The following is a 23,514-nucleotide window of genomic DNA, read 5'->3' on the forward strand; positions in this document are numbered from 1 at the left end:
CCAACTTATTGCTGACCACCTCCATAGGAGGTGGTGTTCATGCAGGGATAAAAAAGGGCCCGCTGCGGGCCCTTCTCTTAGCGTTTCGCCTTCAGGCTGCCGCTCAGCGCGATGCCCAGCGGCAGCCAAAACAGCGGCCAGCTTTCGCGAGGGTTGCTGATGATAAACATGCCCTGCGAGGCCATAAAAATCAGCGCATAGATAAAAATCGCCAGCCCGTAGCGGCCATCCTGCTGTTTGCGCCATGCCTGCCATAACCCTCCGGCAATGACCGCCAGCAGCAGCGCCAGGCCGATTATGCCGCCTTTCAACAGTGCGCCAAGATAGACGCTGTGGGTGGTAGTGATATGCTCGCCGCTGTAGTTGGTAAAGTTCAGCTCGTAGTCAAAGCCCCGACCCAGCCACGGCTGGCTGGCCACTTCCTGGAGCGTATGGTGCCAGATACTCAAGCGCAATCCGCTTTGGGTGCCCAGCTCTTCAAAGCGCGCCAGCAGCAGGTCTCCCGTTGGCGTAAAGAAGAAAAGCGCGCCCAGAACCAACGCTAACGCGGCGACAATCAGAAGGTTGCGGCGGGTAAAGACGTGCAGGTGCAGGGTGCAAACAAACGCCACCAGCAGCGCGATAATCGGGCCGCGGCTTTGGGTCAGAAACAGCATCACCAGCATGATAGCCATCGGCACATACAGCAGGTGGCTGCCTTTCTCCTTCAGCAGCATCGCGCAAATAAGGATGCCGATACCGCAATAGCCCGCCAGGTCGATCACGTTGGTCGGGCCGGGATTCTCCGGCGAAACCAGGCGTTCCTTGAGGACCAGCGTGAAGTCGATCGCCATCGTCCAGACGGAGAGCACCGTGATCCCGGCCACGACGCTCAGCAGCGCCAGATGTCGGGTCCGGGGATGGCCAAGTAGCGTTGTCAGCAGCAGAAGATAGAAAATTAAATAGGTGCCATGGGTCAGAGGGGAATCGATATGCTGCGGCGTCTGCCCCCAAATATTGCTCAGCGCATAGTACACGCAGAATACCACCAGCAGGCTATAAACCGGCCACCGCTGGCGGATGCTTTCCGCTATTGCCTGACGGTTGTCTTTGTTAAGCAGTGAAAGCAAAAAGAGCAAAATAGATAAATGAAGGAGGTTATTTGTCCGGGTTGATACGCAGAAAATAGCGCTAAAAAACAGAAACAAAGTGAAGAAAACGGTGTAGCCCTGTCTGGCGTAATTACTTATTTTTAAAGTACTCATCAAAAGAAACCTTTTCGAAAATCGTTTCCGGAACCGCGCTTTCTAACGAGAAGTTGACGACCCGAATATGGTTTTGTTGCAGCACGTTGGCAGCGTGCGAAAAGGACGGCATGACCAGGTCATCCACCTTATTTGCCAGCCAGGAGGGGAGTTTATCCTGTTCCGTTTCGTAGAATCGCGGCTGGTTGAAATTACTCATATCCAGCCCGCTTATCAGAATGGTTTTAAATCCCAGCCACATCAGAATTTGCAGTGCCCAGTAGACCACGGTTCCGGCATCGAAAATGCCGTGACGAATGTCGGTGCTAAAGCAAATATCCTGCCTTTGCGGATGAAAGCGTAGCGCGGGGACGCCGCGCCAGGCCTGCTGTATCGCGTTTTTGGCGACTTTAGGCTGATAAATTTTATAACAGGCGTCTTCAATTAATGCCAAACGACAGCGAAGCTCTGCGCCGTGGCGGTCGAGGATTTTGGCGATACCGTGCATGGTGGTGAAGAGCACGAGATCGGGTTGGCTAATCACCGAACGGATCACGTCCGGTTTTTTATCGTAAAACTCCATATCCACGATGGTATAGAGCGAAAATTTAATTTTATCAGAGAGATGCCAGGCGCCGTTCACCCCCATCACCGGAATACTTTTCGGCAGCAGCGTAAAATCGATGCGGCGCGTAGAGGGGCCGGTGGCGGTCAGCAGCACCTCGCCCTGAGCGCTATCCTTCAGTTCGCTGAGATTGACCAGCGGAACCGCTTTCCCTTTGTATTTCAGGGTGCGGATTTCGCCGCTCGCCGCGCGCGTGATATGGGTAAACGGCCAGAGATTTTCGTTATGGCGAAAGGCGCGTCGATGCGTGTAGCGATAGATCTGCTTAAATAATGAACCCATTAAGCCAGTTCCTGAGATTTCAACAGTTGCCGAACCCGGGACGCGGGAATATCGCCCGTGCTGCTGCCGCTTTCCGGGCGCACCACGTGCTGATTTTTACCGTAGCCGCCAATCAGCCCCGGATCGGTCGGGCCGTACAGCGTGAAGTTCGGTTTATCGAGCGCGGCGGTGAGATGGCTCAGCCCCGTGTCGACGGAAACGACCCCGCGCGCGCCGGCCAGCACCTGGGCTACCTGCTCCAGGCTCATGCGCGGCAGGACGTCGACAAAATCGTGCCCTTCCGCCAGGCGTCCGGCCCGCGCCTCTTCATGGGGGGCGCCCCACGGCAGTTTGATGCGTACGCCGCTGTCGGCAAGCAGGGCGATAAGCGCCCGCCAGTTCTCTTCCGGCCAGTGTTTATCATCGCGCGTTGTGGCGTGGAGGAACACCAGATACGGCGCAGCGGACGGGTCAGCCTGACGCAAAAAATGGCGGGCGATCGCGTAGTCGCCCTGGGTTTCCGGCTTCGCGTAGCCGAGGCTTTTCGCGAACAGCTCGCGGGTGCGCTCAACGGCGTGCTGCTGTTTAGCGATATGGTGACGACGGTTGTAAAACAGGCTCGCCAGCGGCTCGCGGGCGGTCTGCCAGTCCATACCGTGCTTCACGCCGCGGGCCAGTCGGGTGACCAGCGCGGCGCTCTTCACCAGCCCCTGGGCATCGATGATAGCGTCGTACTTTTCCGCGCGCACGGCCTCGCGGAACGCCTTGCGCTCGGCTTTGATCGGCGCGGAAAACCACGCCTTACGCCAGCGGCGAATCGCCACCGGGATGACCCGGTCGACGCTCTCATGCCAGGAAGGGATCTGCGCGAAGCCTTCTTCAACCACCCAGTCGAAACGAATGCCGGGAAAGGCCAGCGCGGCGTCGCTCAGCGCGGGCAGCGTGTGCAGCACGTCGCCCATGGACGAGGTTTTTACGATCAGTACCCGCATCCGTCAGGCTTCCTCTTGTTCCGTTTTTTCCAGCAGCAGGTCGTTTAATTCTTCCAGTACGCGCTGCGGCGTAATGTCGATCAAACTCTGATGATAGCCTTCGGCGGCGTCGCCTTTACGCACTTTGTGGTAGCCGCTGATCAGGCGGATCACGCGCGCTTTGTGCGACAGCGGTGGAGTGAAGTCCGGGCTGCTGGGCCCGTAGAGCGCCACCAGCGGACGGTCCAGCGCCGCGGCGACGTGCATCAGGCCGGAATCGTTGCTGACCACCGCTTTACAGGCGGCGATCAGAATAACGGCCTGCTCAAGCTGGGTTTCGCCGGCCAGATTGCGGCACCATGCCTGCTGTTCGGTCGTGAGCGCGGCGAGGATTTCATTGCCCGCTTCGTGGTCTTTCGCGGAGCCAAACAGTACGATCTGAAAGCCTTCGTCGATCAGCTGTTTCGCCAGCTCGGCGTAGTGATAGTGCGGCCAGCGTTTTGCCGGGCCGAACTCTGCGCCGGGGCAGAAGCCGATAATCGGGCGCTCGGCTGAGAGATTAAACGCGCTGCAGGCCTGCGATTTTTCGCCTTCATGCACCTGCAGCTGCGGCCAGAGCAGCGGCTGCGGCAGATCTTTCGCGCAGCGCATCACGCCTTTGTCGTAGGCCAGACCGACGTAGCGTTCGACCATCAGCGGCCAGGCGTCTTTATCCAGCTTACGGGCGTCGTTCAGCAGGCCGTAGCGCATTTCGCCGAGCCAGCCTGTGCGATGCGGTATTCCCGCAAAGAACGGCACGAGGGCCGATTTAAACGAGTTGGGCAGCACGAAAGCGCGATCGTAGCGACGTTCGCGCAGGCTGTGCCCAAGCTTACGCCGTTCACCGATTTCCAGCGCGCCGTGGCCGAGCGGCATCGGGATCGCTTCGTTGACTTCCGGCATGCGCGATAGCAGCGGACGGCACCATGCGGGCGCCATCACGTCGATTATCGCCTGGGGATAGCGCGCCCTGAGCGTACGGTAAAGACTTTGCGACATCATCATGTCGCCCACCCATGACGGGCCAACCACCAATATTTTCATTCATTCCATCCTTCAAGCTGTCTCTGCGTTGGCTGCCTGCGTTCCCTCCGGTCACTGACTTTAGTCAGCTCCCGGAGAATCACTGAGTTGCCGCCTTGATACCGCTCGAATGATTTTATGAATTCGCATGATTGTCGCGATTGAGCCAGGCCATATATTCCGTTACGCCTTCGGCAACGGTCTTAAACGGTTTATCGTAGCCCGCTGCGCGCAGGTTAGTCAGATCCGCCTGGGTAAACGCCTGATAGCGGCCTTTGAGTTTATCCGGGAATGGAATGTACTCGATGCTGCCTTTCTGGTGATAAGCCAGCGTTGCGTCTGCAACGGCCTGGAAAGACTCCGCGCGCCCGGTGCCGAGGTTGAAGATGCCGGAAACGCCATTTTCCCAGAACCACAGGTTCACCGCCGCGACGTCGCCGACGTAGACGAAGTCGCGCTTGAAGCCGTCGCTGCCTTCGAACAGTTTCGGACTTTCGCCATTATTCAGCTGGGTGTTCAGATGGAAAGCGACGCTGGCCATGCTGCCTTTATGGCCTTCGCGCGGCCCGTAGACGTTGAAATAGCGGAAGCCGACAATCTGCGAGTTCGCTTCCGGCAGGATCTGACGGACGTATTCATCAAACAGAAACTTGGAGTAGCCGTAAACGTTGAGCGGCTGCTCGTATTCGCGGGATTCAATAAAGTCGCTGGTGCGGCCGCCGTAGGTCGCTGCGGAAGAGGCGTACAGGAACGGGATTTCACGCTCCAGACAGTAGTGCAGTACCTCTTTGGAATACTGATAGTTGTTATCCATCATGTACTTGCCGTCCCACTCCGTGGTGGAAGAGCAGGCGCCTTCATGGAAAATAGCGTCGATATCGCCGAACTCTTCGCCCGCCATAATCTGGATTAGAAAGTCTTCTTTATCCATGTAGTCGGCAATGTTCAAATCCACCAGATTGATGAATTTGGTCCCGTCTTTCAGATTATCTACGACCAGAATGTCGGTAATACCCTGGTCATTCAGCGCCTTAACGATATTGCTGCCGATAAAGCCTGCGCCGCCGGTAACGATGATCATAACTGTAACCTTTGAAGTTGGTAGTCCAGAGACAATCCGGACATGAATACTCCTATCATATCACTACATCGGAAAGGCTTCAGCCATTCGCCGATAAGGTAGAGAGGGACTCGTGATTTATGCTGCAAATAATTCATGCAGTAATGCATCATCTCGTATCAGCGTATAGCTTTAGGTAATATGTGCCAAATTTTGCCGAATCTGGAGAGTTGCAATGCGTGGGGATTTCTACAAACAGTTAACCAATGACCTGGATACCGCGCGCGCGGAAGGGTTGTTTAAAGAAGAACGGATTATCACTTCGGCGCAGCAGGCGGATATCACCGTCGGCGGCAGCCAGGTCATTAACTTCTGCGCCAATAACTATCTCGGCCTCGCGAACCACCCGGAACTGATTGCCGCCGCGAAAAGCGGGATGGACAGCCACGGCTTCGGCATGGCCTCCGTGCGCTTTATCTGCGGTACCCAGGACAGCCACAAAGCGCTTGAGAAGAAGCTGGCCGATTTTCTCGGTATGGAAGATGCGATTCTGTACTCCTCCTGCTTCGACGCCAACGGCGGCCTGTTTGAAACCCTGCTCGGCGCAGAGGACGCGATTATCTCCGATGCTCTGAACCACGCGTCGATCATCGACGGCGTGCGCCTGTGTAAAGCGAAGCGCTTCCGCTATGCCAACAACGATATGCAGGAGCTGGAAGCCCGTCTGAAAGAGGTGCGTGAAGCCGGCGCGCGCCATGTACTGATCGCCACCGACGGCGTGTTCTCCATGGACGGGGTGATCGCCAACCTGAAGGGCGTCTGCGATCTGGCGGATAAGTACGACGCGCTGGTGATGGTCGATGATTCGCACGCCGTGGGTTTTGTGGGTGAAAACGGCCGCGGCTCCCATGAGTACTGCGACGTGATGGGCCGCGTCGACATTATCACCGGTACGCTGGGTAAAGCGCTGGGCGGCGCGTCCGGCGGCTATACCGCCGCGCGTAAAGAAGTCGTCGAGTGGCTGCGCCAGCGCTCGCGTCCGTATCTGTTCTCCAACTCGCTGGCGCCGGCGATTGTCGCCGCCTCCATCAAAGTGCTGGAGATGGTGGAAGCGGGCAGCGAGCTGCGCGATCGTCTGTGGGCTAACGCGCGCCTGTTCCGTGAAAAAATGACCGCGGCAGGGTTTACCCTTGCGGGCGCCGATCACGCCATTATCCCGGTGATGCTCGGTGAAGCCACCGTGGCGCAGCAGTTCGCGCGCGAGCTGCAAAAAGAAGGTATTTACGTCACCGGATTCTTCTACCCGGTGGTACCAAAAGGCCAGGCGCGTATCCGTACCCAGATGTCTGCGGCGCATACCCCTGAACAAATTGAACGTGCGGTGGAAGCCTTTACCCGCATCGGTAAACAACTGGGCGTCATTGCCTGAGGGTGTGAGATGAAAGCGTTATCCAAACTGAAGGCGGAAGAAGGCATCTGGATGACCGACGTACCGGAACCGGAAGTCGGCCACAACGATCTGCTGATTAAAATTCGCAAGACCGCGATTTGCGGTACCGACGTGCACATCTACAACTGGGACGAGTGGTCGCAGAAGACCATTCCGGTTCCGATGGTGGTGGGGCATGAATACGTCGGCGAAGTGGTGGGTATCGGTCAGGAAGTTCGCGGCTTTAAGCTGGGCGACCGCGTTTCCGGCGAAGGGCATATCACCTGCGGCCACTGCCGTAACTGCCGCGCCGGGCGTACGCATCTGTGCCGCAATACGACGGGCGTCGGCGTCAACCGTCCGGGCTGTTTTGCCGAATATCTGGTGATCCCGGCGTTTAACGCCTTTAAAATCCCCGACAATATCTCTGACGATCTGGCGTCGATTTTCGATCCGTTTGGCAACGCCGTGCATACCGCGCTTTCATTCGACCTCGTCGGTGAAGATGTGCTGGTTTCCGGCGCCGGCCCGATCGGCGTGATGGCCGCCGCGGTGGCGAAACACGTTGGCGCGCGCAACGTCGTGATTACCGACGTTAACGAATATCGCCTGGAGCTGGCGCGCAAAATGGGCGTCACCCGGGCGGTGAACGTGGCGAAAGAGAACCTTAACGATGTGATGGCCGAGCTGGGCATGACCGAGGGTTTCGACGTGGGTCTGGAGATGTCCGGCGCGCCGCCGGCGTTCCGCACCATGCTCGATACCATGAACCACGGCGGGCGTATTGCCATGCTGGGTATTCCGCCGTCGGATATGTCTATCGACTGGACCAAGGTGATCTTCAAGGGGCTGTTTATCAAAGGGATTTATGGTCGCGAAATGTTCGAAACCTGGTACAAGATGGCCGCGCTCATCCAGTCCGGGCTCGATCTGTCGCCGATCATCACCCACCGCTTTGGCGTTGATGATTTCCAGCAGGGCTTTGACGCGATGCGCTCCGGCCAGTCTGGCAAAGTCATTCTCAGCTGGGATTAATTCCGCCCCGGTCAGGATGGTAAAAAAGCGCCCACGGGCGCTTTTTTGAGAGTTATCCTACAATTTTGTGATACTTAATCCACTCCGCACTTTTTCTAAATCGCTTTCTCGCCTATTCGTTTATACAGTCAGTTTAACCATGGTTTAACCCTATAAAGATTATGCTTAAACTTTCTGTATGCTTATTGACCTGTAATTCATCCCGCTTATTACGGGAGGTGTTACCGCCGCTGCTCAGGGTGGCTGATGAATTTATCGTCGTCGATTCAGGCAGTACGGATGCTACGCTGCAGATTTGCCAACAGTTCGGTCTCTCCGTTCACCATCATCCTTATACCGCTCACGGTACGCAGATGAATTATGCGACCTCTCTGGCCCGCCACGACTGGGTGCTGTGTGTGGACAGCGATGAGATCCTTGACGACGAGGTGGTGGCGGCAATTCTGGCGCTCAAGGCCGGCCATGAGCCGGACCCCGCCTGCGCATGGCGTCTGCCGCGCTACTGGTTCGTGCTGGGTGAAGAGGTGCGCACCATTTATCCGGTATCATCGCCGGATTTCCCGGTTCGCTTGTTTAACCGCTCCGTCGCCAGGTTCAACGATCGGCCGGTAGACGATCAGGTGGTTGGCTTTACGCACTCTGCCCGGCTACCGGGATTCGTGCGCCACGATACCTTCTACTCCCTGCATGAAGTGTTTAGTAAGCTCAATAGCTACACCACGCGGCTGGTTAAACACCAGAAAATCAGGCCGTCTCTTGCGCGCGGAGCGATCAGCGCGATTGGCGCTTTCTTTAAGTGGTATCTGTTCAGCGGAGCGTGGCGAAAGGGCAAGGTTGGCGTGGTCACCGGACTTTACGCGACCTTTTACAGCTTTCTTAAATACTTTAAAGCCTGGTATGCCCATCAGGACAAGCCGGAATCCGCGGCGGATAAGCACACGGACTCCCGGACGATTTAGTTGGTAGGCTTATCCCAGCCCTGCCACTTCAGCTGGTAATACTGCACCAGCGTGCTCTGAGTGATGCTTTCGCTCAGAATGGTAAAGAAGCGGCTGGCGTTGACCGGCTCCGGCGGACGCTTAGATTTGCACTGTTTCACGCCGCGGAATGGATTGCGCGGCGGCTGAACGGACGGCGGCGCGGTGTTCGGCGTTGAGGTATCCACCTGCGGCTCGTTGAGCAGGCTGCTCGGGCGAACCAGAGTGATATCCGGCGGCAGGTTATACACCATCTGCTGCAGCACGCGCACCGTCGTCGGGTGCGGGTGGCCGATAGCAATGGCGGAACCGTTGCGCCGCGCTAAAGCGATAGCGCGGTTGAACTGATAGCGGATATCCGCTTCGTTTTGGGTATCGTCGAGGAAAACCTTACGCTTAATCACCTTTACGCCGGTGCCCTGCGCCGCGCGCATGGCCTGGGTATTGCCGATGGTGACGCTATCGAGAAAGTAGAGATTGTAGCGCTCGAGCGCCTGCATCACCTTCTGCATGCCGAAGAGGTTCGACGTCATGGCGCTGCCCATATGGTTATTCAGCCCTACGGCGTACGGAACCTTACCGTAGGCTTCGCGGATAATGCGCTCTATCTCGCTGCTGTTCATATCCGGACGGAGGGTGTCTTTTTCCAGCGGCTGCTTGCTGAGCGGCGCCATTGGCAGGTGGATGAGCACCTCGTGGCCGAGATTGTGCGCTTTGGTCGCCATTTCTCGGGCGTGGGGCGCATTAGGAAGGACGGCAACGGAGATCGTCGCTGGCAGCGCCAGCACCTGGTTTTCCGTTTGTGGACGATAGCCAAAGTCGTCGATAACAATGGAGAGTTTGCCGGCAAACACCGGCGACGCCATAACCAGCGTACCGGTTACCGCGAGTGCAATTCTGCGAAATTGAAGCAAAACTTATCTTCCCAACCACGGCTGTGGATTGACCGCCTGACCCTGGCGGCGAATTTCGAAATAGAGCGACGGACGGCCCTGACCGCCGCTGCTGCCTACGAGAGCGATCGGCTGGCCCGCCCGGACCTGAGTGCCGACGCTGACCAGCGCGCTTTGGTTATAGCCGTAAAGACTCATGTCGCCTTTGCCGTGTTCAACGACCACCACCAGACCATAGCCCTGCAGCCAGTCGGCGAGAATAACCCGACCATCGGCAACGGCTTTGACCTCGGTGCCTTCAGACGCAGCGATAACCATCCCCTTCCAACGTAGTTCACCTTGCAGCTGTTCGCCATAGCGATGGAGAATTGAGCCGCGAACCGGCCAGAATGCCTGGCCGCGCGGTGAGCCAAGTCCGCCGGTGCGGGACATCAGCGAGCGTTCGCTTTCGGTAGGTTTGTAGGTGGTGCCTTTACGCGAGGCTTCCTGCTGGCGATCGCGCACATCCTGCGCTTCGCGGGCTTCGCGATCCGCCCGCGCTTTGGCCGCCGCCGCCGCCTGGGCGATACGGCCGCGCAGACGTGATTCGTTAGCCCGCATCTCGCTGAGCTGCTGCTGGCCTTGCTGAATGGAGGATTCCAGGCTGGCGAGGGTCTTTTTACGTTCGTTGCGCGCCTGCTCCAGCTTGCTCTGCTGGGCGCGCTGTTCGTACACCAGGGTTTGCTGCTGGCTCTGTTTCTCTTCCAGCATCGATTTTTGCACCGCCACGTCTTCGCGGGTTTTCTTCAGCTGGGCGATGGTTTCCTGGCGCGCCTGGTTCAGATAGCCAAAGTAGGCCTGCAGGCGCTGATTACGCTGCCCCTCTTCGCCGCTGAGGATCATCTGGATGCCGGTATGCGGCCCCTGACGAAACGCGGCGTCGAGCTGCGCGGAAAGGTTACGCTCCTGCGAGGCGCGCTGACGCTCCAGCTTGGCCAGCGCGGCGTTCATTTCGTCGATCTGCTTATTCAGCTGGTTCAGCGTTTCCTGGGTTTCGCGCAGCTTGCGCGCGGCGGCGGAGATGGCCTCCTCCTGCGCTTTAAGCTGGGCGACCAGGGAAGCGCGCTGCTGCTGCTGCTGCTTAATCGCCCGCTGTTTAGCGGCGATATCGGCCTGAATGGATTTAAGCTGGTCGCGATCGTCGGCGTGAGCAGATGCGGCGCACAGCAATACGCCAGCGCTAAGCGCGCTGGCGTAAAAGACGGATCGAACTGCCGTTGCGATCCATGTAGTTGAATACGTCGCCTTTCCCCTCATGGGGAAGGATTATTCCACGATGAACAGCGGCTTGCCAGTCATCTCTTGCGGGATTTCCATTCCCATCAGCGTCAGCATGGTCGGCGCGATGTCGGAAAGTTTGCCGCCGTTGACCGCTTTGACGTTTTTATCGCCAACGTAAATCAGCGGAACCGGCAGGTTGGTGTGCGCGGTGTGCGCCTGGCCGGTGGCCGGATCGCGCATCTGCTCGGCGTTGCCGTGGTCTGCGGTGATCAGCAGCTGTCCGCCAACGGATTCAACGGCTTTGCTCACCTGGTCGATGCAGTCATCCAGCGCTTCGACCGCTTTAACGGCGGCTTCCATTACGCCGGTGTGGCCAACCATATCGCCATTCGGGTAGTTACAGATGATGGTGTCGAACTGACCGCCCTTGATGGCGGCAACCAGTTTTTCGGTCAGCTCAGCGGAGCTCATTTCCGGCTGCAGATCGTAGGTGGCGACCTTCGGTGAATTGATCAGAATACGCTCTTCGCCTTTGAACGGCTCTTCAACGCCGCCGTTGAAGAAGAAGGTCACGTGAGCGTATTTTTCAGTTTCGGAGATGCGCAGCTGGGTTTTGTCGTTCTTCGCCATCCATTCGCCGAAGGTGTTCACCAGAGATGCCGGCGGATAAGCGCAGGCGACTTTGATGTCCGCGGCGTACTCGGTCAGCATGACGAAATCGAGGTTCACCACTTTCTTACGGGCGAAGCCGTCGAAATCGGCGTTAACGAAGGCGCGGGTAATTTCGCGCGCGCGGTCGGCGCGGAAGTTCATGAAAATCAGCGCATCGCCGTCTTCCATCGCCGCATCGGCCTGGCCTTCAGCGCGAATAACGGTCGCTTTCACGAACTCATCGTTTTCATCGCGCGCATAAGCGGCCTGCAGGCCCGCAACGGCGGTATCGGCCTGGAACTCGCCTTTTGCCAGGGTCATCAGATCGTAAGCCTGCTCAACGCGGTCCCAACGGTTGTCGCGGTCCATGGCGTAGTAGCGGCCAACGATCGAGGCAACGCGGCCTTTGCCCAGCGCGGCAAATTTGTCTTCGAATTTCGCCAGCGTCTTTTCAGCGCTGCGCGGCGGAGTATCGCGGCCGTCGAGGAAGGCGTGCAGATAGATTTTATCCGCGCCGCGTTCGGCTGCCAGCTCAACCATCGCCATGATGTGGTCTTCGTGGCTGTGGACGCCGCCCGGAGACATCAGGCCCATGATATGCACGGCTTTGCCTGCGGCAACGGCTTTATCGACCGCGCCGGTCAGTACCGGGTTGGCGAAGAAGGTACGTTCTTTGATTTCAACGTCCAGGCGGGTGAGATCCTGATACACGATACGGCCCGCGCCGAGGTTGACGTGGCCCACTTCGGAGTTGCCCATTTGACGATCCGGCAGACCGACTTCCAGGCCTGAAGCATCAATCAGGGTATGCGGACGTTTCGCCCACAGTGCGTCCATAACAGGGGTTTTGGCGCTGTAAATAGCGTTATCCTGCTGGTCTTCACGGTAGCCATAGCCATCCAGAATGACCAGTACCATAGGTTTTTTAGAAACCGACATTGCGACAACCTCATGCTCAAAGACAGAAAATTTGCGTAATTTTACTACAGCTGAATCGATCAAATCACCGTAAAAGATCAAAGAAAGAGGGCGGCCAGAGCGCATTGCCGCGGCGAGAGCGGTTTTTTTTCGTGACGGGCCGCAGAAAATACATTACATCGCGCTCACTGGCTGTATTTGCCGCAATGCACAGGTATACTCCTTCCCTGGTTTTTTTATCACTTAGTCGGGAGTTGTAACCCCCCATGCAAGAAATTATGCAATTCATCAGCCGTCACCCCGTCCTGAGCATCGCGTGGGTCGCGCTGCTGGTGGCGGTGCTGTTCACCACCTTTAAAGGGCTGATGTCGAAAGTTAAAGTCATCACCCGCGGTGAAGCGACGCGCCTGATCAACAAAGAAGATGCCGTGGTTGTCGATCTGCGTCAGCGTGACGATTTCCGTAAAGGCCACATTGCGGGTTCTATTAACCTGCTGCCGAGCGATATCAAAGCAAATAACGTCGGCGAGTTGGAAAAGCACAAAGCACAACCCATTATAGTGGTAGACGGCTCAGGTATGCAGGCGCAAGAACCCGCCAGCGCGCTGAACAAAGCCGGTTTTGAAAAGGTCTTCGTACTGAAAGAAGGCATCGCTGGCTGGAGCGGCGAGAACCTTCCGCTGGTACGCGGTAAATAATTTACCCGCGTCTTTATGGCGTAGCGCGGTTTTCCCTGCGGCGGCTATTCGTCAGCGGGAAAACAACGCCTGCGGCGTAAAACTCTCGGGGGTAAAAACAGGAGTGAAGTCATGGCCAATATTGATATCTATACCAAAGCGACCTGCCCGTTCTGCGTACGTGCAAAAGCGCTGCTGAACAGCAAGGGCGTGACGTTCAACGAGTTGCCTATCGATGGCGATGCTGCGAAGCGTGAAGAGATGATTCAGCGCAGCGGTCGAACGACGGTTCCGCAGATTTTTATTGATGCGCAGCACATTGGCGGCTGTGACGACTTGTACGCGCTTGATTCACGTGGTGGACTCGATCCCCTCCTGCGCTAATTTTTGCGCTCATCCCCATTGGACGGGCGTACTTAAGGACAACACGAAAGGGTTTTACTATGTCAGAACAAAACAGCACCGAAATGACTTTCCAGATTCAGCGCATCTACACCAAAGATATTTCTTTTGAAGCGCCAAACGCGCCGCAAGTTTTCCAGAAAGATTGGCAGCCGGAAGTTAAACTTGATCTGGATACCGCTTCCAGCCAGCTGGCTGAAGGCGTGTATGAAGTGGTGCTGCGCGTGACCGTAACCGCCTCTCTGGGCGAAGAAACCGCATTCCTGTGCGAAGTACAGCAGGGCGGTATTTTCTCCATCGAAGGCATCGACGGCACCCAGATGGCGCACTGCCTCGGCGCATACTGCCCGAACATTCTGTTCCCGTACGCGCGTGAGTGCATCACCAGCCTGGTTTCTCGCGGTACCTTCCCGCAACTGAACCTTGCGCCAGTGAACTTCGATGCGCTGTTTATGAACTATCTGCAGCAGCAGGCTGGCGAAGGTGCTGAACAACATCAGGATGCCTGATGAACGCGCTTAACGCTGCAATGACTGTGATCGGTGCCGGCTCTTACGGCACCGCTCTTGCCATCACCCTGGCAAGAAATGGCCACCACGTTGTGCTGTGGGGCCATGACCCGAAACATATTGCGACGCTGCAGCACGACCGCTGCAACGCCGCATTTCTTCCTGACGTTCCTTTCCCCGACACGCTGCATCTGGAAAGCGATCTGGCGACCGCGCTGGCGGCCAGCCGCGATATCCTCGTCGTCGTGCCGAGCCACGTTTTCGGCCAGGTGCTGCGGCAGATTAAACCGCTGATGCGCCCCGACGCTCGCCTGGTATGGGCGACGAAAGGTCTGGAAGCGGAAACCGGACGCCTGCTGCAGGACGTGGCCCGTGAAGCGCTGGGCGACGCTATCCCCCTGGCGGTGATTTCCGGCCCGACCTTCGCGAAAGAGCTGGCGGCAGGCCTGCCGACGGCGATCTCGCTGGCGTCGACGGATCCGCAGTTCGCTGACGATTTGCAAAGCCTGCTGCACTGCGGCAAGAGCTTCCGCGTCTATATCAACCCGGACTTTATCGGCGTGCAGCTCGGCGGGGCGGTGAAAAACGTCATCGCTATCGGCGCCGGCATGTCTGACGGCATCGGCTTTGGCGCCAACGCGCGTACCGCGCTGATTACCCGCGGGCTGGTTGAGATGTCGCGCCTCGGAGAGGCCCTGGGCGCCGATCCGGAGACCTTTATGGGGATGGCGGGCTTAGGCGATCTGGTGCTCACCTGCACCGATAACCAGTCGCGTAACCGCCGCTTCGGCATGATGCTCGGTCAGGGCATGGATGTGCAAAGCGCGCAGGAGAAGATTGGCCAGGTGGTTGAAGGCTATCGCAATACCAAAGAGGTTCGCGTTCTGGCGCAGCGTTTAGGCGTCGAAATGCCAATAACCGAGGAAATTTATCAGGTATTGTATTGCGGAAAAATTGCGCGCGAGGCAGCATTGACCTTATTAGGTCGTGCACGCAAGGACGAGCGTAGCAACTAACTGCGATGGAACCTGGATCACCTGAATGACCCGGCCAGCAAAGAACTGGCCGGTCATTATTATATCGTCTGGAGTCAGCAATGCCGTGTGAAGAACTGGATATCGTCTGGAATAACATTAAAGCCGAAGCTCGGGCTTTAGCTGACTGTGAGCCAATGCTCGCCAGTTTTTACCACGCCACGCTACTCAAGCACGAAAATCTCGGCAGTGCCCTGAGCTATATGCTGGCGAATAAACTGGCTTCTCCGATCATGCCCGCCATCGCGATTCGTGAAGTGGTGGAAGAGGCCTACGCCGCCGACCCGGAAATGATCGCCTCCGCCGCCTGCGATATTCAGGCGGTGCGAACGCGCGACCCGGCGGTGGATAAATACTCCACCCCGCTGCTCTATCTGAAAGGATTCCACGCGCTGCAGGCCTATCGTATCGGCCACTGGCTGTGGAATCAGGGACGCCGGGCGCTGGCGATCTTCCTGCAAAATCAGGTTTCCGTATCGTTCCAGGTGGACATCCACCCGGCGGCGAAGATTGGTCGCGGGATCATGCTGGACCATGCCACCGGCATCGTCGTCGGCGAAACGGCGGTGATTGAAGACGACGTCTCGATTCTGCAATCCGTGACCCTGGGCGGTACCGGTAAAACCAGCGGCGATCGTCATCCGAAAATTCGCGAAGGGGTGATGATTGGCGCCGGGGCGAAAATCCTCGGCAATATCGAAGTCGGGCGCGGGGCAAAAATCGGCGCGGGTTCGGTGGTGCTACAGCCGGTGCCGCCGCATACTACCGCCGCAGGCGTTCCCGCCCGAATCGTGGGCAAGCCGGAGAGCGATAAGCCCGCGATGGATATGGATCAGCACTTTAACGGCATACACCATACCTTCGAGTACGGCGACGGTATTTGATTGATTTCCCGGAGGCGATGCTGCGCATCTGTCCGGGCTACAAAACCGAGCGCTGTCTGGTAGCCCGGACAGGCGCTACGCGCCGCCTCCGGGAGAAAGCGAGCTCAGCTGCGCAGCACCGCGCCGGGATAGCCCAGCTGGCGCCAGGCTTCATAGACCACCACCGACACCGCATTTGACAGGTTCATGCTGCGGCTGTCCGGCATCATCGGAATACGGATTTTTTGTTCTGCCGGCAGAGCATCAAGAATGCTGCCCGGCAGTCCGCGGGTTTCCGGGCCAAACAGCAGAAAATCGCCGTCCTGATAGCTTACCGCGCTGTGCGCCGGCGTGCCTTTGGTCGTCAGGGCGAACAGGCGCTGCGGCTTTGCGCTTTCAATAAAGGCGGCGTAATCACCATGGCGCTGGACGGCAGCAAACTCGTGGTAATCCAGACCTGCGCGGCGAAGACGCTTATCGTCCCAGGCAAAACCCATGGGTTCGATAATATGCAGATTGAAGCCGGTGTTGGCGCACAGGCGGATGATATTCCCGGTATTTGGCGGGATTTCTGGTTCGAATAAGACGATGTTAAGCATGCTGCCCCCTTAATTGCGGGGGGCAGAATAGCAGATATTCGGCTAACCCTCACCCTACTCCTCTCCCGGAAAGAGAGCGGGAGAAAACCGGCGCCGGCCTGTGAGCCGGATGGCCTGATGAGGACGTTAACCCGCCTGCCGGACGGTTCCCTCTCCCTGTGGGAGAGGGTCAGGGATAACCGCCGCGTTTCCCGCTTTGATCGCATCAAAGGTCCGCAGCGCATCGGCGTTCTGGACTAAAGATTCACGGCTGATTTCGCCGATGGTTTTCGCGCCGGTCAGCGTCATCGCCACCTTCATCTCTTTCTCGATCAGGTTCAGCAGATTGGCGACGCCCTGTTTGCCGTGGGTGGCCAGCGCATACAGATAAGCCCGGCCCAGCAGCACGCTATCGGCGCCGAGGGCAATCATCCGCACCACATCAAGGCCGTTGCGAATACCGCTGTCGGCAAGAATTGTAATATCGCCTTTAACCGCGTCGGCAATCGCGGGCAGAGCGCGAGCGGAAGAGAGCACGCCGTCGAGCTGGCGGCCGCCGTGGTTGGAAACCACGATCCCGTCAGCGCCGAAGCGCACCGCATCGCGGGCGTCTTCCGGATCGAGGATCCCCTTGATCACCATCGGGCCGTCCCAAAAGTCGCGGATCCACTCAAGGTCTTTCCAGGAAATCGAAGGATCGAAGTTATTCGCCAGCCAGCCGATATAATCCTCCAGACCGGTCGGCTTGCCGAGGTAGGCGGAGATGTTGCCCAAATCGTGCGGACGGCCGTTTAACCCGACGTCCCATGCCCACTGCGGATGGGTCACCGCCTGCCAGTAGCGGCGCATTGCCGCGTTCGGGCCGCTCATCCCGGAGTGAGCATCGCGATAGCGCGCGCCGGGGGTCGGCATATCGACGGTAAAGACCAGCGTTGAACAGCCCGCCGCCTTCGCCCGCTCCAGCGCATTGCGCATAAAACCGCGGTCGCGCAGGACGTACAGCTGGAACCACATCGGGCGCTTAATGGTCGGGGCGACCTCTTCAATCGGGCAGACGGAAACGGTAGAGAGGGTAAACGGAATACCTTTTTCATCCGCCGCGCCGGCGGCCTGCACTTCACCGCGGCGGGCGTACATCCCGCACAGCCCCACCGGCGCCAGCGCCGTTGGCATCGCCAGCTTCTCGTTGAATAAGGTGGTTTCCAGGCTCAGGTCCGACATATTGCGCAGAATGCGCTGGCGGAGCGCGACGTCGGACAGGTCCTCAACGTTGCGGCGCAGGGTGTGCTCGGCGTAAGCGCCGCCGTCGATATAGTGGAACAGGAACGGTGGCAGGATACGCTGTGCGGCGGCGCGGTAGTCGCTGGCGGCGGAAATAATCATCACAAGTTCTCCCTGGAATTGTCGTTATGGTCACCGGGCAGGCGGGTAATTCGCGCCTGGCGGGCCTGGTCTTCATCAAAGCGTTTGATGGTGGCGTGAACAAAGCCCAAATGGGCCATCATCGCCTGTCTGGCACCTTCCGGGTCACCGGCGATAATCGCCTCCATGACCGCCTGGTGCTGTTCGGTCAGGCGAGCGAAGACCGGCGGGACGAGATACATCCGCTGGCGGCTCTCCTTGACTGAGGACTGTAAAAGGTCAAAAAAACCGCGCATGGTTTGCAGCAGCACCACGTTATGCGACGCTTCGGCGATCGCCAGATGGAAGCGGACATCGGCCTGCGAGGCCAGGTCAGGGTCTTCGCTTTGGGTGGCTTCAAAGCAGAGGCGGATTTTCTCTTTTTCGGCATCGGTTGCCCGCATCGCCGCATGCCAGGCGGTACTGGCTTCGATGGCGTGACGGGCTTCGAGGATATCAAAACTGTAATCGGGGTCGTCGGAGAGCAGCGTCTTCAGCGGTTGAACGATGTTTTGCTCCGACCACGCTTCGTGCTGCCAGCGCACGAAGGTGCCGCCGCCGCGACGGCTGAGCAGCACCCCTTCGTTGACCAGCATCGCCAGCGCTTCGCGCAGCGAATTGCGCGATACGCCCAGCTGCGCCGCCAGCTGACGTTCGGCGGGCAATCGCATGCCCGCCTCCAGCTTTTGTTCTTCAATCAGCGCCCGCACGCGACGGGCGACGTCGTCGGCAAGGCGTTTTGGCATCACTATCACGGGATCATCCAGGTTAAGACATACGCCTGCAGCGTGGTGATAACGCCGACCATACAGGTGAAAATCAGGCTGTGTTTGACGGTAAAACGGAACAGATCGGACTCCTTACCTACCAGACCGACCGCCGCACAGGCGATGGCGATAGACTGCGGAGAGATCATTTTCCCGGTCACGCCGCCGGTGGTGTTCGCTGCGACCAGCAGGATATCGGAGACGCCAATCTGCTGGGCCGCCGTAGCCTGCAGCGCGGCAAAGAGCGCGTTAGACGAGGTATCCGAACCGGTCAGAAATACCCCCAGCCAGCCGAGGAACGGCGAGAAGAAGGTAAATGCATGACCGGTGTGCGCCAGCGCAAGCGCCAGCGTTGAGGATAGACCGGAATAGTTGGAAATAAAGGCGAACGCCAGCACCATGCCGATGGAGTAAATCGGCAGCGCCAGCTCTTTCAGCGTGCTGCCAAAGGTCGAGATCGCGTCTTTTGGCTTCATGCGCAGCCAGACGATTGAAAGCAGCGCGGCGAACAGGATGGCGGTGCCGGTGGCGGAGAGCCAGTCAAACTTATAGACCGCGGCGTAAGGCGTGGCTTCGTTGACCACCGGCGGCATGCGGGCCACCATTTTGTCGAGGAACGGCACGGAAATATTAATCACAAAATCGTACATCGCGCCGCCCGGGGCGAAGAGCGCTTTGAACGGCGGCACGCTCCACAGGGTCACCGTCGCGGTCAGAAACAGGAACGGCGACCAGGCGCGAATCACCTGTCCCGGCGTGTAATGCGTGCGGGCCAGGTTCATATCGACCTGCGATGCGCCCATATCGCCGAAGCGGAAGATGCGTACCGGCTGCCAGCGTTTGAGGAACAGCGTCAGACAGACCAGCGATACCAGCGAAGAGATAATGTCCGGCAGCTCCGGGCCGAGGAAGTTAGAGCTGAGGTACTGAGCGATAGCAAAGGAGCCGCCGGCGACCATGACCGCAGGCCAGGTCTCTTTAATGCCGCGCCAGCCGTCCATAATCGCCATGATCCAGAACAGGACGATGATGGTCAGGAACGGCAGCTGACGGCCAACCATCTGGCCGATTTCGAAGCTGTCGAGGCCCGTCACCTGTCCGGCGACCAGAATCGGAATGCCCATCGCGCCAAACGCGACCGGCGCGGTGTTAACGATCAGACACAGGCCCGCCGCATACAGCGGGTTAAAGCCGAGCCCCACCAGCAGCGCTGCGGTGATGGCGACCGGCGCGCCAAAACCGGCGGCCCCTTCGAGGAACGCGCCGAAGGAGAAACCGACAATCAGCATTTGCAGACGCTGATCCGGGGTAATCGACAAAATCGATGAGCGGATAATGTCGAACTGCCCGGTTTTCACCGAGATTTTATAGACGAAGACCGCAGCGATAATAATCCACGCGATTGGCCACAGGCCGTAGAAGAAGCCGTAGATGACGGAGGCCAGCGCGTGGTCAACCGGCATTTTGTAGAACAGCAGAGCGACGGAGAGCGCAATGAGCACGGTCCAGGTCGCGGCAACGTACCCTTTCAGCTTGAGCTTTATCAGGGCAAAAAAGAAAAACAGAATCGGTAGCGATGCGATAAGACTCGATAGCCAGATGTTGCCGGCCGGATCGTAATTTTGTTGCCAGAGGTTCATGCAGGTCTCCATCGGGCCGTTATGATGCCGTGCTGAGTCTTGCGCTCTTAGCAGGTCACATCATTTGTAAAATTGGCCCAGCCAAATTGCGATTGTAGGATTAACGACAACGAATGGTTAATCAAATGTTATTGATGAGCAATATGTCTGTGACGAAAAATGATGGATATGTGAACCATTGGACGATTTAAGAAAACATTGGTAGGGCCAATTAGTGGGGAATGACGTTTGAAACAGAGCCTGTCCCGGAGGCGATGCTGCGCATCTGTCCGGGCTACCGGCCCGCAGACGGCGGTGAACCCGTAGCCCCGGTAAGGCGTTAGCCGCGACCGGGGAGCAGAGTGCAGAGTAGCTGAATTTCCCGGAGGCGATGCTGCGCATCTGTCCGGGCTACCGGTCCGCAAACGGCGGTGAACTGGTAGCCCCGGTAAGGCGTTAGCCGCGACCGGGGAGCAGAGCGCAGAGTAGCTGAATTTCCCGGAGGCGATGCTGCGCATCTGTCCGGGCTACCCTCTCGCAGAGGGCTGTGAACCCGTAGCCCGGCTAAGCGTAGCGCGAGCCGGGAGATTCACGGGATGAAGATATCAGAACGCGGTTTTTGAGAAGCCGGTCATCTCTTTGAGGCCCATTTCGCGGCCCAGCGCGGTCATCGGGTGGACAACAACCAGACCGCGTACGCTTTTCTTGAGCTTACCCATATCGGCCTGCTCTTTTTTGGTGATGGCGCGGCGATGCGGCATGCTCATCAGCTTTTGCGCTTCTTTGCTCAGCTTCTGGCCCTGAACCTCACGCAGGCGAACGAGTTCCGTCTCAATGGTGGCTTTCTCTTTTTCCAGCTCGGCGTATTTTTCTGCGGCGTCGACCAGGGACAGGTCGGCCTGCTGGTGGTGGATAGCGTCGAGACGATCGCTCAGACGTTTAATTTCGTTTTTTTCGACTTCTTTCATGGTGGCTTAATCTATTAAGAAAGGGGCGTTATCAGACTATAGTATGTGCTGTCGCTTGGGTTGTGGGTAGTTATTTATCAAAACGTCGCCGTTTTTTGCTCATAACAACCGCAGCGGCATATTATAACTTATTGAACATAAAAATTATTTTAATCCAGAGTTGGCGAATATTCATTTCTGTGAAGCCTGACGGCCATTCAGCACGTTTTCCTCATCTGAAACCCTGTTTTTGGCTAATCCTTAATAGGATCATTCCCCCAAAAGAGGAGAGCGTGATGGCGAAAATAGGCGACAGCGTACCGCGCATTATTGATAAAGCCGTAGATTTTATGGCTTCAAGTCAGGCTTTTATGGAATATCTAAAAAAATCTCCGCGTTTGCAGCATATACCGCCGGATATCCCGGCAGATAAAGAAGCGCTATTTCTGCGGCGTCTTGAGTATTATCGTCAGCTTTATCGGCCGACGTGCGACCAGCAAGAGCCAGAATCAGAGCGTTGATTTTTGAAAGGCTTTTTTTAAGCTGATTTTAGAAATCAGCTCGGTCAGAGATAGCATCATTGTGGAACGTACGACCTGCTGGTAGCGCAGCTTTTGCATTGCCAGCAGTTCAGCATCGCTCTCATCAAATTGCGGCGTGGGCGGCAGGGCGGCGACGCAGTGCAGCTCGCCAAACGGTCCGAGGATCTCATCGTCGGTAAAGCTATACTCATTACCGTCGTGATTCAGCTCTTCGCGCAGGGCCATCAGCAGTTCAGCGTCTTCATATTCGGCGCGGCTAATCACCCCAAGGCCGTAAATCAGCTTCAGGCGTACAGAAAGGTCGCCAAGCGGCCCGTCGCCGTCCAGCAACGGCTCCACTGCGTATTTCACCGCGTAGTCGTCTTTACGGAATACCTGAAGCACCAGAATATTGACCGCTTCCGTCAGCAGTTCAACGGTGGCGATCAGGAAGCTTCTTACGGTTTTGCCAGCATTCAGACGTTCAAGCACACGGTTTTCAAATGCCTGTGTTTCTTCCATTATTGCCTGCATATCTGACATGAGTAATGGGCGCGGTTCGGACCGCGCCAGGTCTTGCCTCATTTGGTGGCGTTATAGTCGTTAACGGCTTCCGCCACCACCTCGCTTGCTGCGTCCAGACCCGAAATCTGCGCCAGCGCGGCCTGTGGGCCTTTCTCGGCAATCAGCGCCGCCAGTTCCTGCGCCTGCGGGTCTTCTTCGCTGCGGAAGTGCATGGCAGCGGCGATCCCTTTCACCAGATTGCGGTGCGGCAGGCCGTATTCCAGCGTACCGAGCAGCGGCTTAATTAAGCGGTCGCCCGCGCTCAGTTTGCGCAGCGGCTGGCGGCCAACGCGCTCAACGTCATCCTTCAGATACGGGTTCTCAAAACGACCGATAATTTTCTGGATGTAAGCGGCGTGCTTTTGCGCATCAAAGGCATAGCGTTTGATCAGCACCGCGCCGCTCTCTTCCATGGCGCCTTTGACCACGGCGCGAATGTGCTCATCAAGAATCGCGTCGCGAATCGTCTGATGACCCGCCAGTTTTCCGAGGTAGGCGGTTATAGCATGTCCGGTGTTTAAGGTGAATAGCTTACGTTCGACAAATGCCATCAGGTTATCGGTTAATTCCATACCTGGGATGTTCGGCAGTTCGCCTTTGAACTGGGTCTTATCGACAATCCACTCGCTGAAGGTTTCCACGGTGACTTCCAGCGGATCGTGAGTGGCGGAAGCCGACGGCGGAACGATGCGGTCAACGGCGGAATCAACGAAGCCGACGTTGGCTTCAACCCAGGCTTTGTCTTCTTCGGCGAGGGCGTTAAAAACGTGACCCTTCAGCTGGGTGGTGCCGCGGACCATGTTCTCGCAGGCGATGATATTCAGCGGGGCGGTAATCCCCTGCGCCTTACGTTTGGCCAGGCCTTTGGCAATCGCCGGGGCGATGCGTTCCAGCACGACCGGGCCGACGGCGGTGGTCACCAGATCCACGCTGGCAATCAGCTCTACAACTTCGTCGCCGATGCTGCTGACGGCGTCAACGCCGGAAACGGTATCGACCTGCTCATTCTCGCCGACCACATGAACCTGGTAGCTATGACGGGCATTCAGGGCATCGAGCACGACCTGATTTACATCCGCAAACGTCAGCTGTATCCCCGCGTCCGCCAGCAGTTTGCCGATAAAGCCACGACCGATATTACCTGCGCCAAAATGTAATGCTTTCATAGTATTAACCTTCAATTAATGTTTTTACCTGAGAGGGCTGGGGTCAGGCGTTTCCCTCACCCCAACCCTCTCTCCCCACGCATAAGGAGAGAGGGGGGCGT

Annotated in this window: 24 protein-coding genes; 9 read left to right on the forward strand and 15 right to left on the reverse strand. The window is 57.6% G+C overall.

What is annotated here, in order from left to right; all coding sequences use genetic code 11:
- Window positions 1-77 precede the first annotated feature (77 nt).
- The 5 genes from SIK97_RS10695 to rfaD form a co-directional block, all read right to left on the reverse strand.
- Window positions 78-1,244, reverse strand: a complete 1,167-nt coding sequence (locus tag SIK97_RS10695) for an O-antigen ligase family protein (protein ID WP_014839788.1) — start codon at window positions 1,242-1,244, stop codon at window positions 78-80.
- Window positions 1,222-2,130: a hypothetical protein gene (locus SIK97_RS10700; RefSeq protein ID WP_057174147.1), complete on the reverse strand. Its 909-nt coding sequence runs from the start codon at window positions 2,128-2,130 to the stop codon at window positions 1,222-1,224. The genes SIK97_RS10695 and SIK97_RS10700 overlap by 23 nt, the downstream gene beginning before the upstream one ends.
- Window positions 2,130-3,101 carry a lipopolysaccharide heptosyltransferase RfaC gene (gene rfaC / locus SIK97_RS10705; RefSeq protein ID WP_025107811.1) on the reverse strand — a complete coding sequence of 324 codons (972 nt, stop codon included), beginning with the start codon at window positions 3,099-3,101 and terminating at the stop codon, window positions 2,130-2,132. The genes SIK97_RS10700 and rfaC overlap by 1 nt, the downstream gene beginning before the upstream one ends.
- A gap of 3 nt (window positions 3,102-3,104) precedes the next feature.
- Window positions 3,105-4,163 carry an ADP-heptose--LPS heptosyltransferase RfaF gene (rfaF, locus tag SIK97_RS10710; protein WP_014227240.1) on the reverse strand — a complete coding sequence of 353 codons (1,059 nt, stop codon included), beginning with the start codon at window positions 4,161-4,163 and terminating at the stop codon, window positions 3,105-3,107.
- Window positions 4,164-4,278: 115 nt separating this feature from the next.
- Complete coding sequence (gene rfaD, locus SIK97_RS10715) at window positions 4,279-5,223, reverse strand: ADP-glyceromanno-heptose 6-epimerase (protein ID WP_014227239.1); 945 nt, start codon at window positions 5,221-5,223, stop codon at window positions 4,279-4,281.
- A gap of 214 nt (window positions 5,224-5,437) precedes the next feature.
- Here rfaD and kbl point away from each other — a divergent pair, with 214 nt between their 5' ends.
- The 3 genes from kbl (at window position 5,438) to SIK97_RS10730 (ending at window position 8,625) form a co-directional block, all read left to right on the forward strand.
- Complete coding sequence (gene kbl / locus SIK97_RS10720) at window positions 5,438-6,631, forward strand: glycine C-acetyltransferase (RefSeq protein ID WP_057174146.1); 1,194 nt, start codon at window positions 5,438-5,440, stop codon at window positions 6,629-6,631.
- Between the two features lie 9 nt (window positions 6,632-6,640).
- A complete protein-coding gene (gene tdh / locus SIK97_RS10725) occupies window positions 6,641-7,666 on the forward strand; it encodes an L-threonine 3-dehydrogenase (protein WP_049078758.1) in 1,026 nt (341 codons plus the stop codon).
- A 161-nt stretch (window positions 7,667-7,827) separates the two neighbouring features.
- Window positions 7,828-8,625, forward strand: coding sequence for a glycosyltransferase family 2 protein (locus SIK97_RS10730; protein ID WP_032751692.1), 798 nt, complete (start codon window positions 7,828-7,830; stop codon window positions 8,623-8,625).
- On the opposite strand, the gene SIK97_RS10735 is transcribed toward SIK97_RS10730, so the two are convergent.
- The 3 genes from SIK97_RS10735 to gpmM are packed head-to-tail and all read right to left on the reverse strand — an operon-like array spanning window position 8,622 to window position 12,386.
- Complete coding sequence (locus tag SIK97_RS10735; RefSeq protein WP_025107809.1) at window positions 8,622-9,557, reverse strand: divergent polysaccharide deacetylase family protein; 936 nt, start codon at window positions 9,555-9,557, stop codon at window positions 8,622-8,624. The two genes, SIK97_RS10730 and SIK97_RS10735, sit on opposite strands and share 4 nt — an antisense overlap.
- 3 nt (window positions 9,558-9,560) lie before the next feature.
- A complete protein-coding gene (gene envC / locus SIK97_RS10740) occupies window positions 9,561-10,832 on the reverse strand; it encodes a murein hydrolase activator EnvC (RefSeq protein WP_025107808.1) in 1,272 nt (423 codons plus the stop codon).
- A gap of 9 nt (window positions 10,833-10,841) precedes the next feature.
- Window positions 10,842-12,386: a 2,3-bisphosphoglycerate-independent phosphoglycerate mutase gene (gpmM, locus tag SIK97_RS10745; RefSeq protein ID WP_014227235.1), complete on the reverse strand. Its 1,545-nt coding sequence runs from the start codon at window positions 12,384-12,386 to the stop codon at window positions 10,842-10,844.
- 245 nt (window positions 12,387-12,631) lie between these two features.
- Here gpmM and SIK97_RS10750 point away from each other — a divergent pair, with 245 nt between their 5' ends.
- The 5 genes from SIK97_RS10750 to cysE all read left to right on the forward strand — a co-directional run bounded on the left by SIK97_RS10750 (window position 12,632) and on the right by cysE (window position 15,871).
- Window positions 12,632-13,063: a rhodanese-like domain-containing protein gene (locus SIK97_RS10750; protein ID WP_004126582.1), complete on the forward strand. Its 432-nt coding sequence runs from the start codon at window positions 12,632-12,634 to the stop codon at window positions 13,061-13,063.
- Between the two features lie 111 nt (window positions 13,064-13,174).
- The gene (grxC, locus tag SIK97_RS10755) at window positions 13,175-13,426 is read left to right on the forward strand and encodes a glutaredoxin 3 (protein ID WP_004106850.1); all 252 of its coding nucleotides are present in this window, start codon (window positions 13,175-13,177) and stop codon (window positions 13,424-13,426) included.
- Window positions 13,427-13,485: 59 nt separating this feature from the next.
- The gene (gene secB / locus SIK97_RS10760; RefSeq protein WP_004106849.1) at window positions 13,486-13,953 is read left to right on the forward strand and encodes a protein-export chaperone SecB; all 468 of its coding nucleotides are present in this window, start codon (window positions 13,486-13,488) and stop codon (window positions 13,951-13,953) included.
- Window positions 13,953-14,969 carry an NAD(P)H-dependent glycerol-3-phosphate dehydrogenase gene (gene gpsA / locus SIK97_RS10765; RefSeq protein WP_004855462.1) on the forward strand — a complete coding sequence of 339 codons (1,017 nt, stop codon included), beginning with the start codon at window positions 13,953-13,955 and terminating at the stop codon, window positions 14,967-14,969. The genes secB and gpsA overlap by 1 nt, the downstream gene beginning before the upstream one ends.
- Before the next feature lie 80 nt (window positions 14,970-15,049).
- Window positions 15,050-15,871 carry a serine O-acetyltransferase gene (gene cysE / locus SIK97_RS10770; protein WP_004106845.1) on the forward strand — a complete coding sequence of 274 codons (822 nt, stop codon included), beginning with the start codon at window positions 15,050-15,052 and terminating at the stop codon, window positions 15,869-15,871.
- Between the two features lie 104 nt (window positions 15,872-15,975).
- Here the strand turns inward: cysE and trmL are convergent, their stop codons facing one another.
- From trmL to SIK97_RS10795, 5 genes are all read right to left on the reverse strand, one after another.
- On the reverse strand, window positions 15,976-16,449 hold the full coding sequence (trmL, locus tag SIK97_RS10775) for a tRNA (uridine(34)/cytosine(34)/5-carboxymethylaminomethyluridine(34)-2'-O)-methyltransferase TrmL (RefSeq protein ID WP_014227233.1): 474 nt from the start codon (window positions 16,447-16,449) through the stop codon (window positions 15,976-15,978).
- 126 nt (window positions 16,450-16,575) lie between these two features.
- A complete protein-coding gene (lldD, locus tag SIK97_RS10780) occupies window positions 16,576-17,811 on the reverse strand; it encodes an FMN-dependent L-lactate dehydrogenase LldD (RefSeq protein WP_025106767.1) in 1,236 nt (411 codons plus the stop codon).
- Window positions 17,811-18,584: a transcriptional regulator LldR gene (lldR, locus tag SIK97_RS10785; protein ID WP_032751690.1), complete on the reverse strand. Its 774-nt coding sequence runs from the start codon at window positions 18,582-18,584 to the stop codon at window positions 17,811-17,813. Before lldR ends, lldD begins: the two co-directional genes overlap by 1 nt.
- Window positions 18,581-20,236 carry an L-lactate permease gene (gene lldP, locus SIK97_RS10790; RefSeq protein WP_025106768.1) on the reverse strand — a complete coding sequence of 552 codons (1,656 nt, stop codon included), beginning with the start codon at window positions 20,234-20,236 and terminating at the stop codon, window positions 18,581-18,583. Before lldP ends, lldR begins: the two co-directional genes overlap by 4 nt.
- Before the next feature lie 584 nt (window positions 20,237-20,820).
- On the reverse strand, window positions 20,821-21,183 hold the full coding sequence (locus SIK97_RS10795) for a YibL family ribosome-associated protein (protein ID WP_014227229.1): 363 nt from the start codon (window positions 21,181-21,183) through the stop codon (window positions 20,821-20,823).
- A 275-nt stretch (window positions 21,184-21,458) separates the two neighbouring features.
- Between SIK97_RS10795 and SIK97_RS10800 the strand changes: the two genes are divergently transcribed.
- Window positions 21,459-21,683 carry a hypothetical protein gene (locus SIK97_RS10800; protein ID WP_004855451.1) on the forward strand — a complete coding sequence of 75 codons (225 nt, stop codon included), beginning with the start codon at window positions 21,459-21,461 and terminating at the stop codon, window positions 21,681-21,683.
- On the opposite strand, the gene mtlR is transcribed toward SIK97_RS10800, so the two are convergent.
- Window positions 21,672-22,268, reverse strand: a complete 597-nt coding sequence (mtlR, locus tag SIK97_RS10805) for a mannitol operon repressor MtlR (protein ID WP_014227228.1) — start codon at window positions 22,266-22,268, stop codon at window positions 21,672-21,674. The genes SIK97_RS10800 and mtlR overlap by 12 nt on opposite strands.
- On the reverse strand, window positions 22,265-23,413 hold the full coding sequence (gene mtlD / locus SIK97_RS10810) for a mannitol-1-phosphate 5-dehydrogenase (protein WP_032751687.1): 1,149 nt from the start codon (window positions 23,411-23,413) through the stop codon (window positions 22,265-22,267). Before mtlD ends, mtlR begins: the two co-directional genes overlap by 4 nt.
- Window positions 23,414-23,514: the final 101 nt, after the last annotated feature.

It is taken from the genome of Klebsiella sp. JN_Kp126, assembly GCF_033843325.1.
Lineage (GTDB): Bacteria > Pseudomonadota > Gammaproteobacteria > Enterobacterales > Enterobacteriaceae > Klebsiella > Klebsiella michiganensis.

Bases quoted from the DNA above. Each gene is read 5' to 3' on its own strand.
- grxC (WP_004106850.1), top strand. From the start codon at position 13,175: ATGGCCAATATTGATATCTATACCAAAGCGACCTGCCCGTTCTGCGTA.
- cysE (WP_004106845.1), top strand. From the start codon at position 15,050: ATGCCGTGTGAAGAACTGGATATCGTCTGGAATAACATTAAAGCCGAA.
- SIK97_RS10730 (WP_032751692.1), top strand. From the start codon at position 7,828: ATGCTTAAACTTTCTGTATGCTTATTGACCTGTAATTCATCCCGCTTA.
- rfaF (WP_014227240.1), bottom strand. From the start codon at position 4,163: ATGAAAATATTGGTGGTTGGCCCGTCATGGGTGGGCGACATGATGATG.
- SIK97_RS10700 (WP_057174147.1), bottom strand. From the start codon at position 2,130: ATGGGTTCATTATTTAAGCAGATCTATCGCTACACGCATCGACGCGCC.
- envC (WP_025107808.1), bottom strand. From the start codon at position 10,832: ATGAGGGGAAAGGCGACGTATTCAACTACATGGATCGCAACGGCAGTT.
- tdh (WP_049078758.1), top strand. From the start codon at position 6,641: ATGAAAGCGTTATCCAAACTGAAGGCGGAAGAAGGCATCTGGATGACC.
- SIK97_RS10800 (WP_004855451.1), top strand. From the start codon at position 21,459: ATGGCGAAAATAGGCGACAGCGTACCGCGCATTATTGATAAAGCCGTA.
- rfaD (WP_014227239.1), bottom strand. From the start codon at position 5,223: ATGATCATCGTTACCGGCGGCGCAGGCTTTATCGGCAGCAATATCGTT.
- rfaC (WP_025107811.1), bottom strand. From the start codon at position 3,101: ATGCGGGTACTGATCGTAAAAACCTCGTCCATGGGCGACGTGCTGCAC.
- SIK97_RS10750 (WP_004126582.1), top strand. From the start codon at position 12,632: ATGCAAGAAATTATGCAATTCATCAGCCGTCACCCCGTCCTGAGCATC.
- SIK97_RS10795 (WP_014227229.1), bottom strand. From the start codon at position 21,183: ATGAAAGAAGTCGAAAAAAACGAAATTAAACGTCTGAGCGATCGTCTC.
- gpmM (WP_014227235.1), bottom strand. From the start codon at position 12,386: ATGTCGGTTTCTAAAAAACCTATGGTACTGGTCATTCTGGATGGCTAT.
- mtlD (WP_032751687.1), bottom strand. From the start codon at position 23,413: ATGAAAGCATTACATTTTGGCGCAGGTAATATCGGTCGTGGCTTTATC.
- kbl (WP_057174146.1), top strand. From the start codon at position 5,438: ATGCGTGGGGATTTCTACAAACAGTTAACCAATGACCTGGATACCGCG.
- gpsA (WP_004855462.1), top strand. From the start codon at position 13,953: ATGAACGCGCTTAACGCTGCAATGACTGTGATCGGTGCCGGCTCTTAC.
- lldP (WP_025106768.1), bottom strand. From the start codon at position 20,236: ATGAACCTCTGGCAACAAAATTACGATCCGGCCGGCAACATCTGGCTA.
- secB (WP_004106849.1), top strand. From the start codon at position 13,486: ATGTCAGAACAAAACAGCACCGAAATGACTTTCCAGATTCAGCGCATC.
- lldD (WP_025106767.1), bottom strand. From the start codon at position 17,811: ATGATTATTTCCGCCGCCAGCGACTACCGCGCCGCCGCACAGCGTATC.
- mtlR (WP_014227228.1), bottom strand. From the start codon at position 22,268: ATGAGGCAAGACCTGGCGCGGTCCGAACCGCGCCCATTACTCATGTCA.
- SIK97_RS10695 (WP_014839788.1), bottom strand. From the start codon at position 1,244: ATGAGTACTTTAAAAATAAGTAATTACGCCAGACAGGGCTACACCGTT.
- trmL (WP_014227233.1), bottom strand. From the start codon at position 16,449: ATGCTTAACATCGTCTTATTCGAACCAGAAATCCCGCCAAATACCGGG.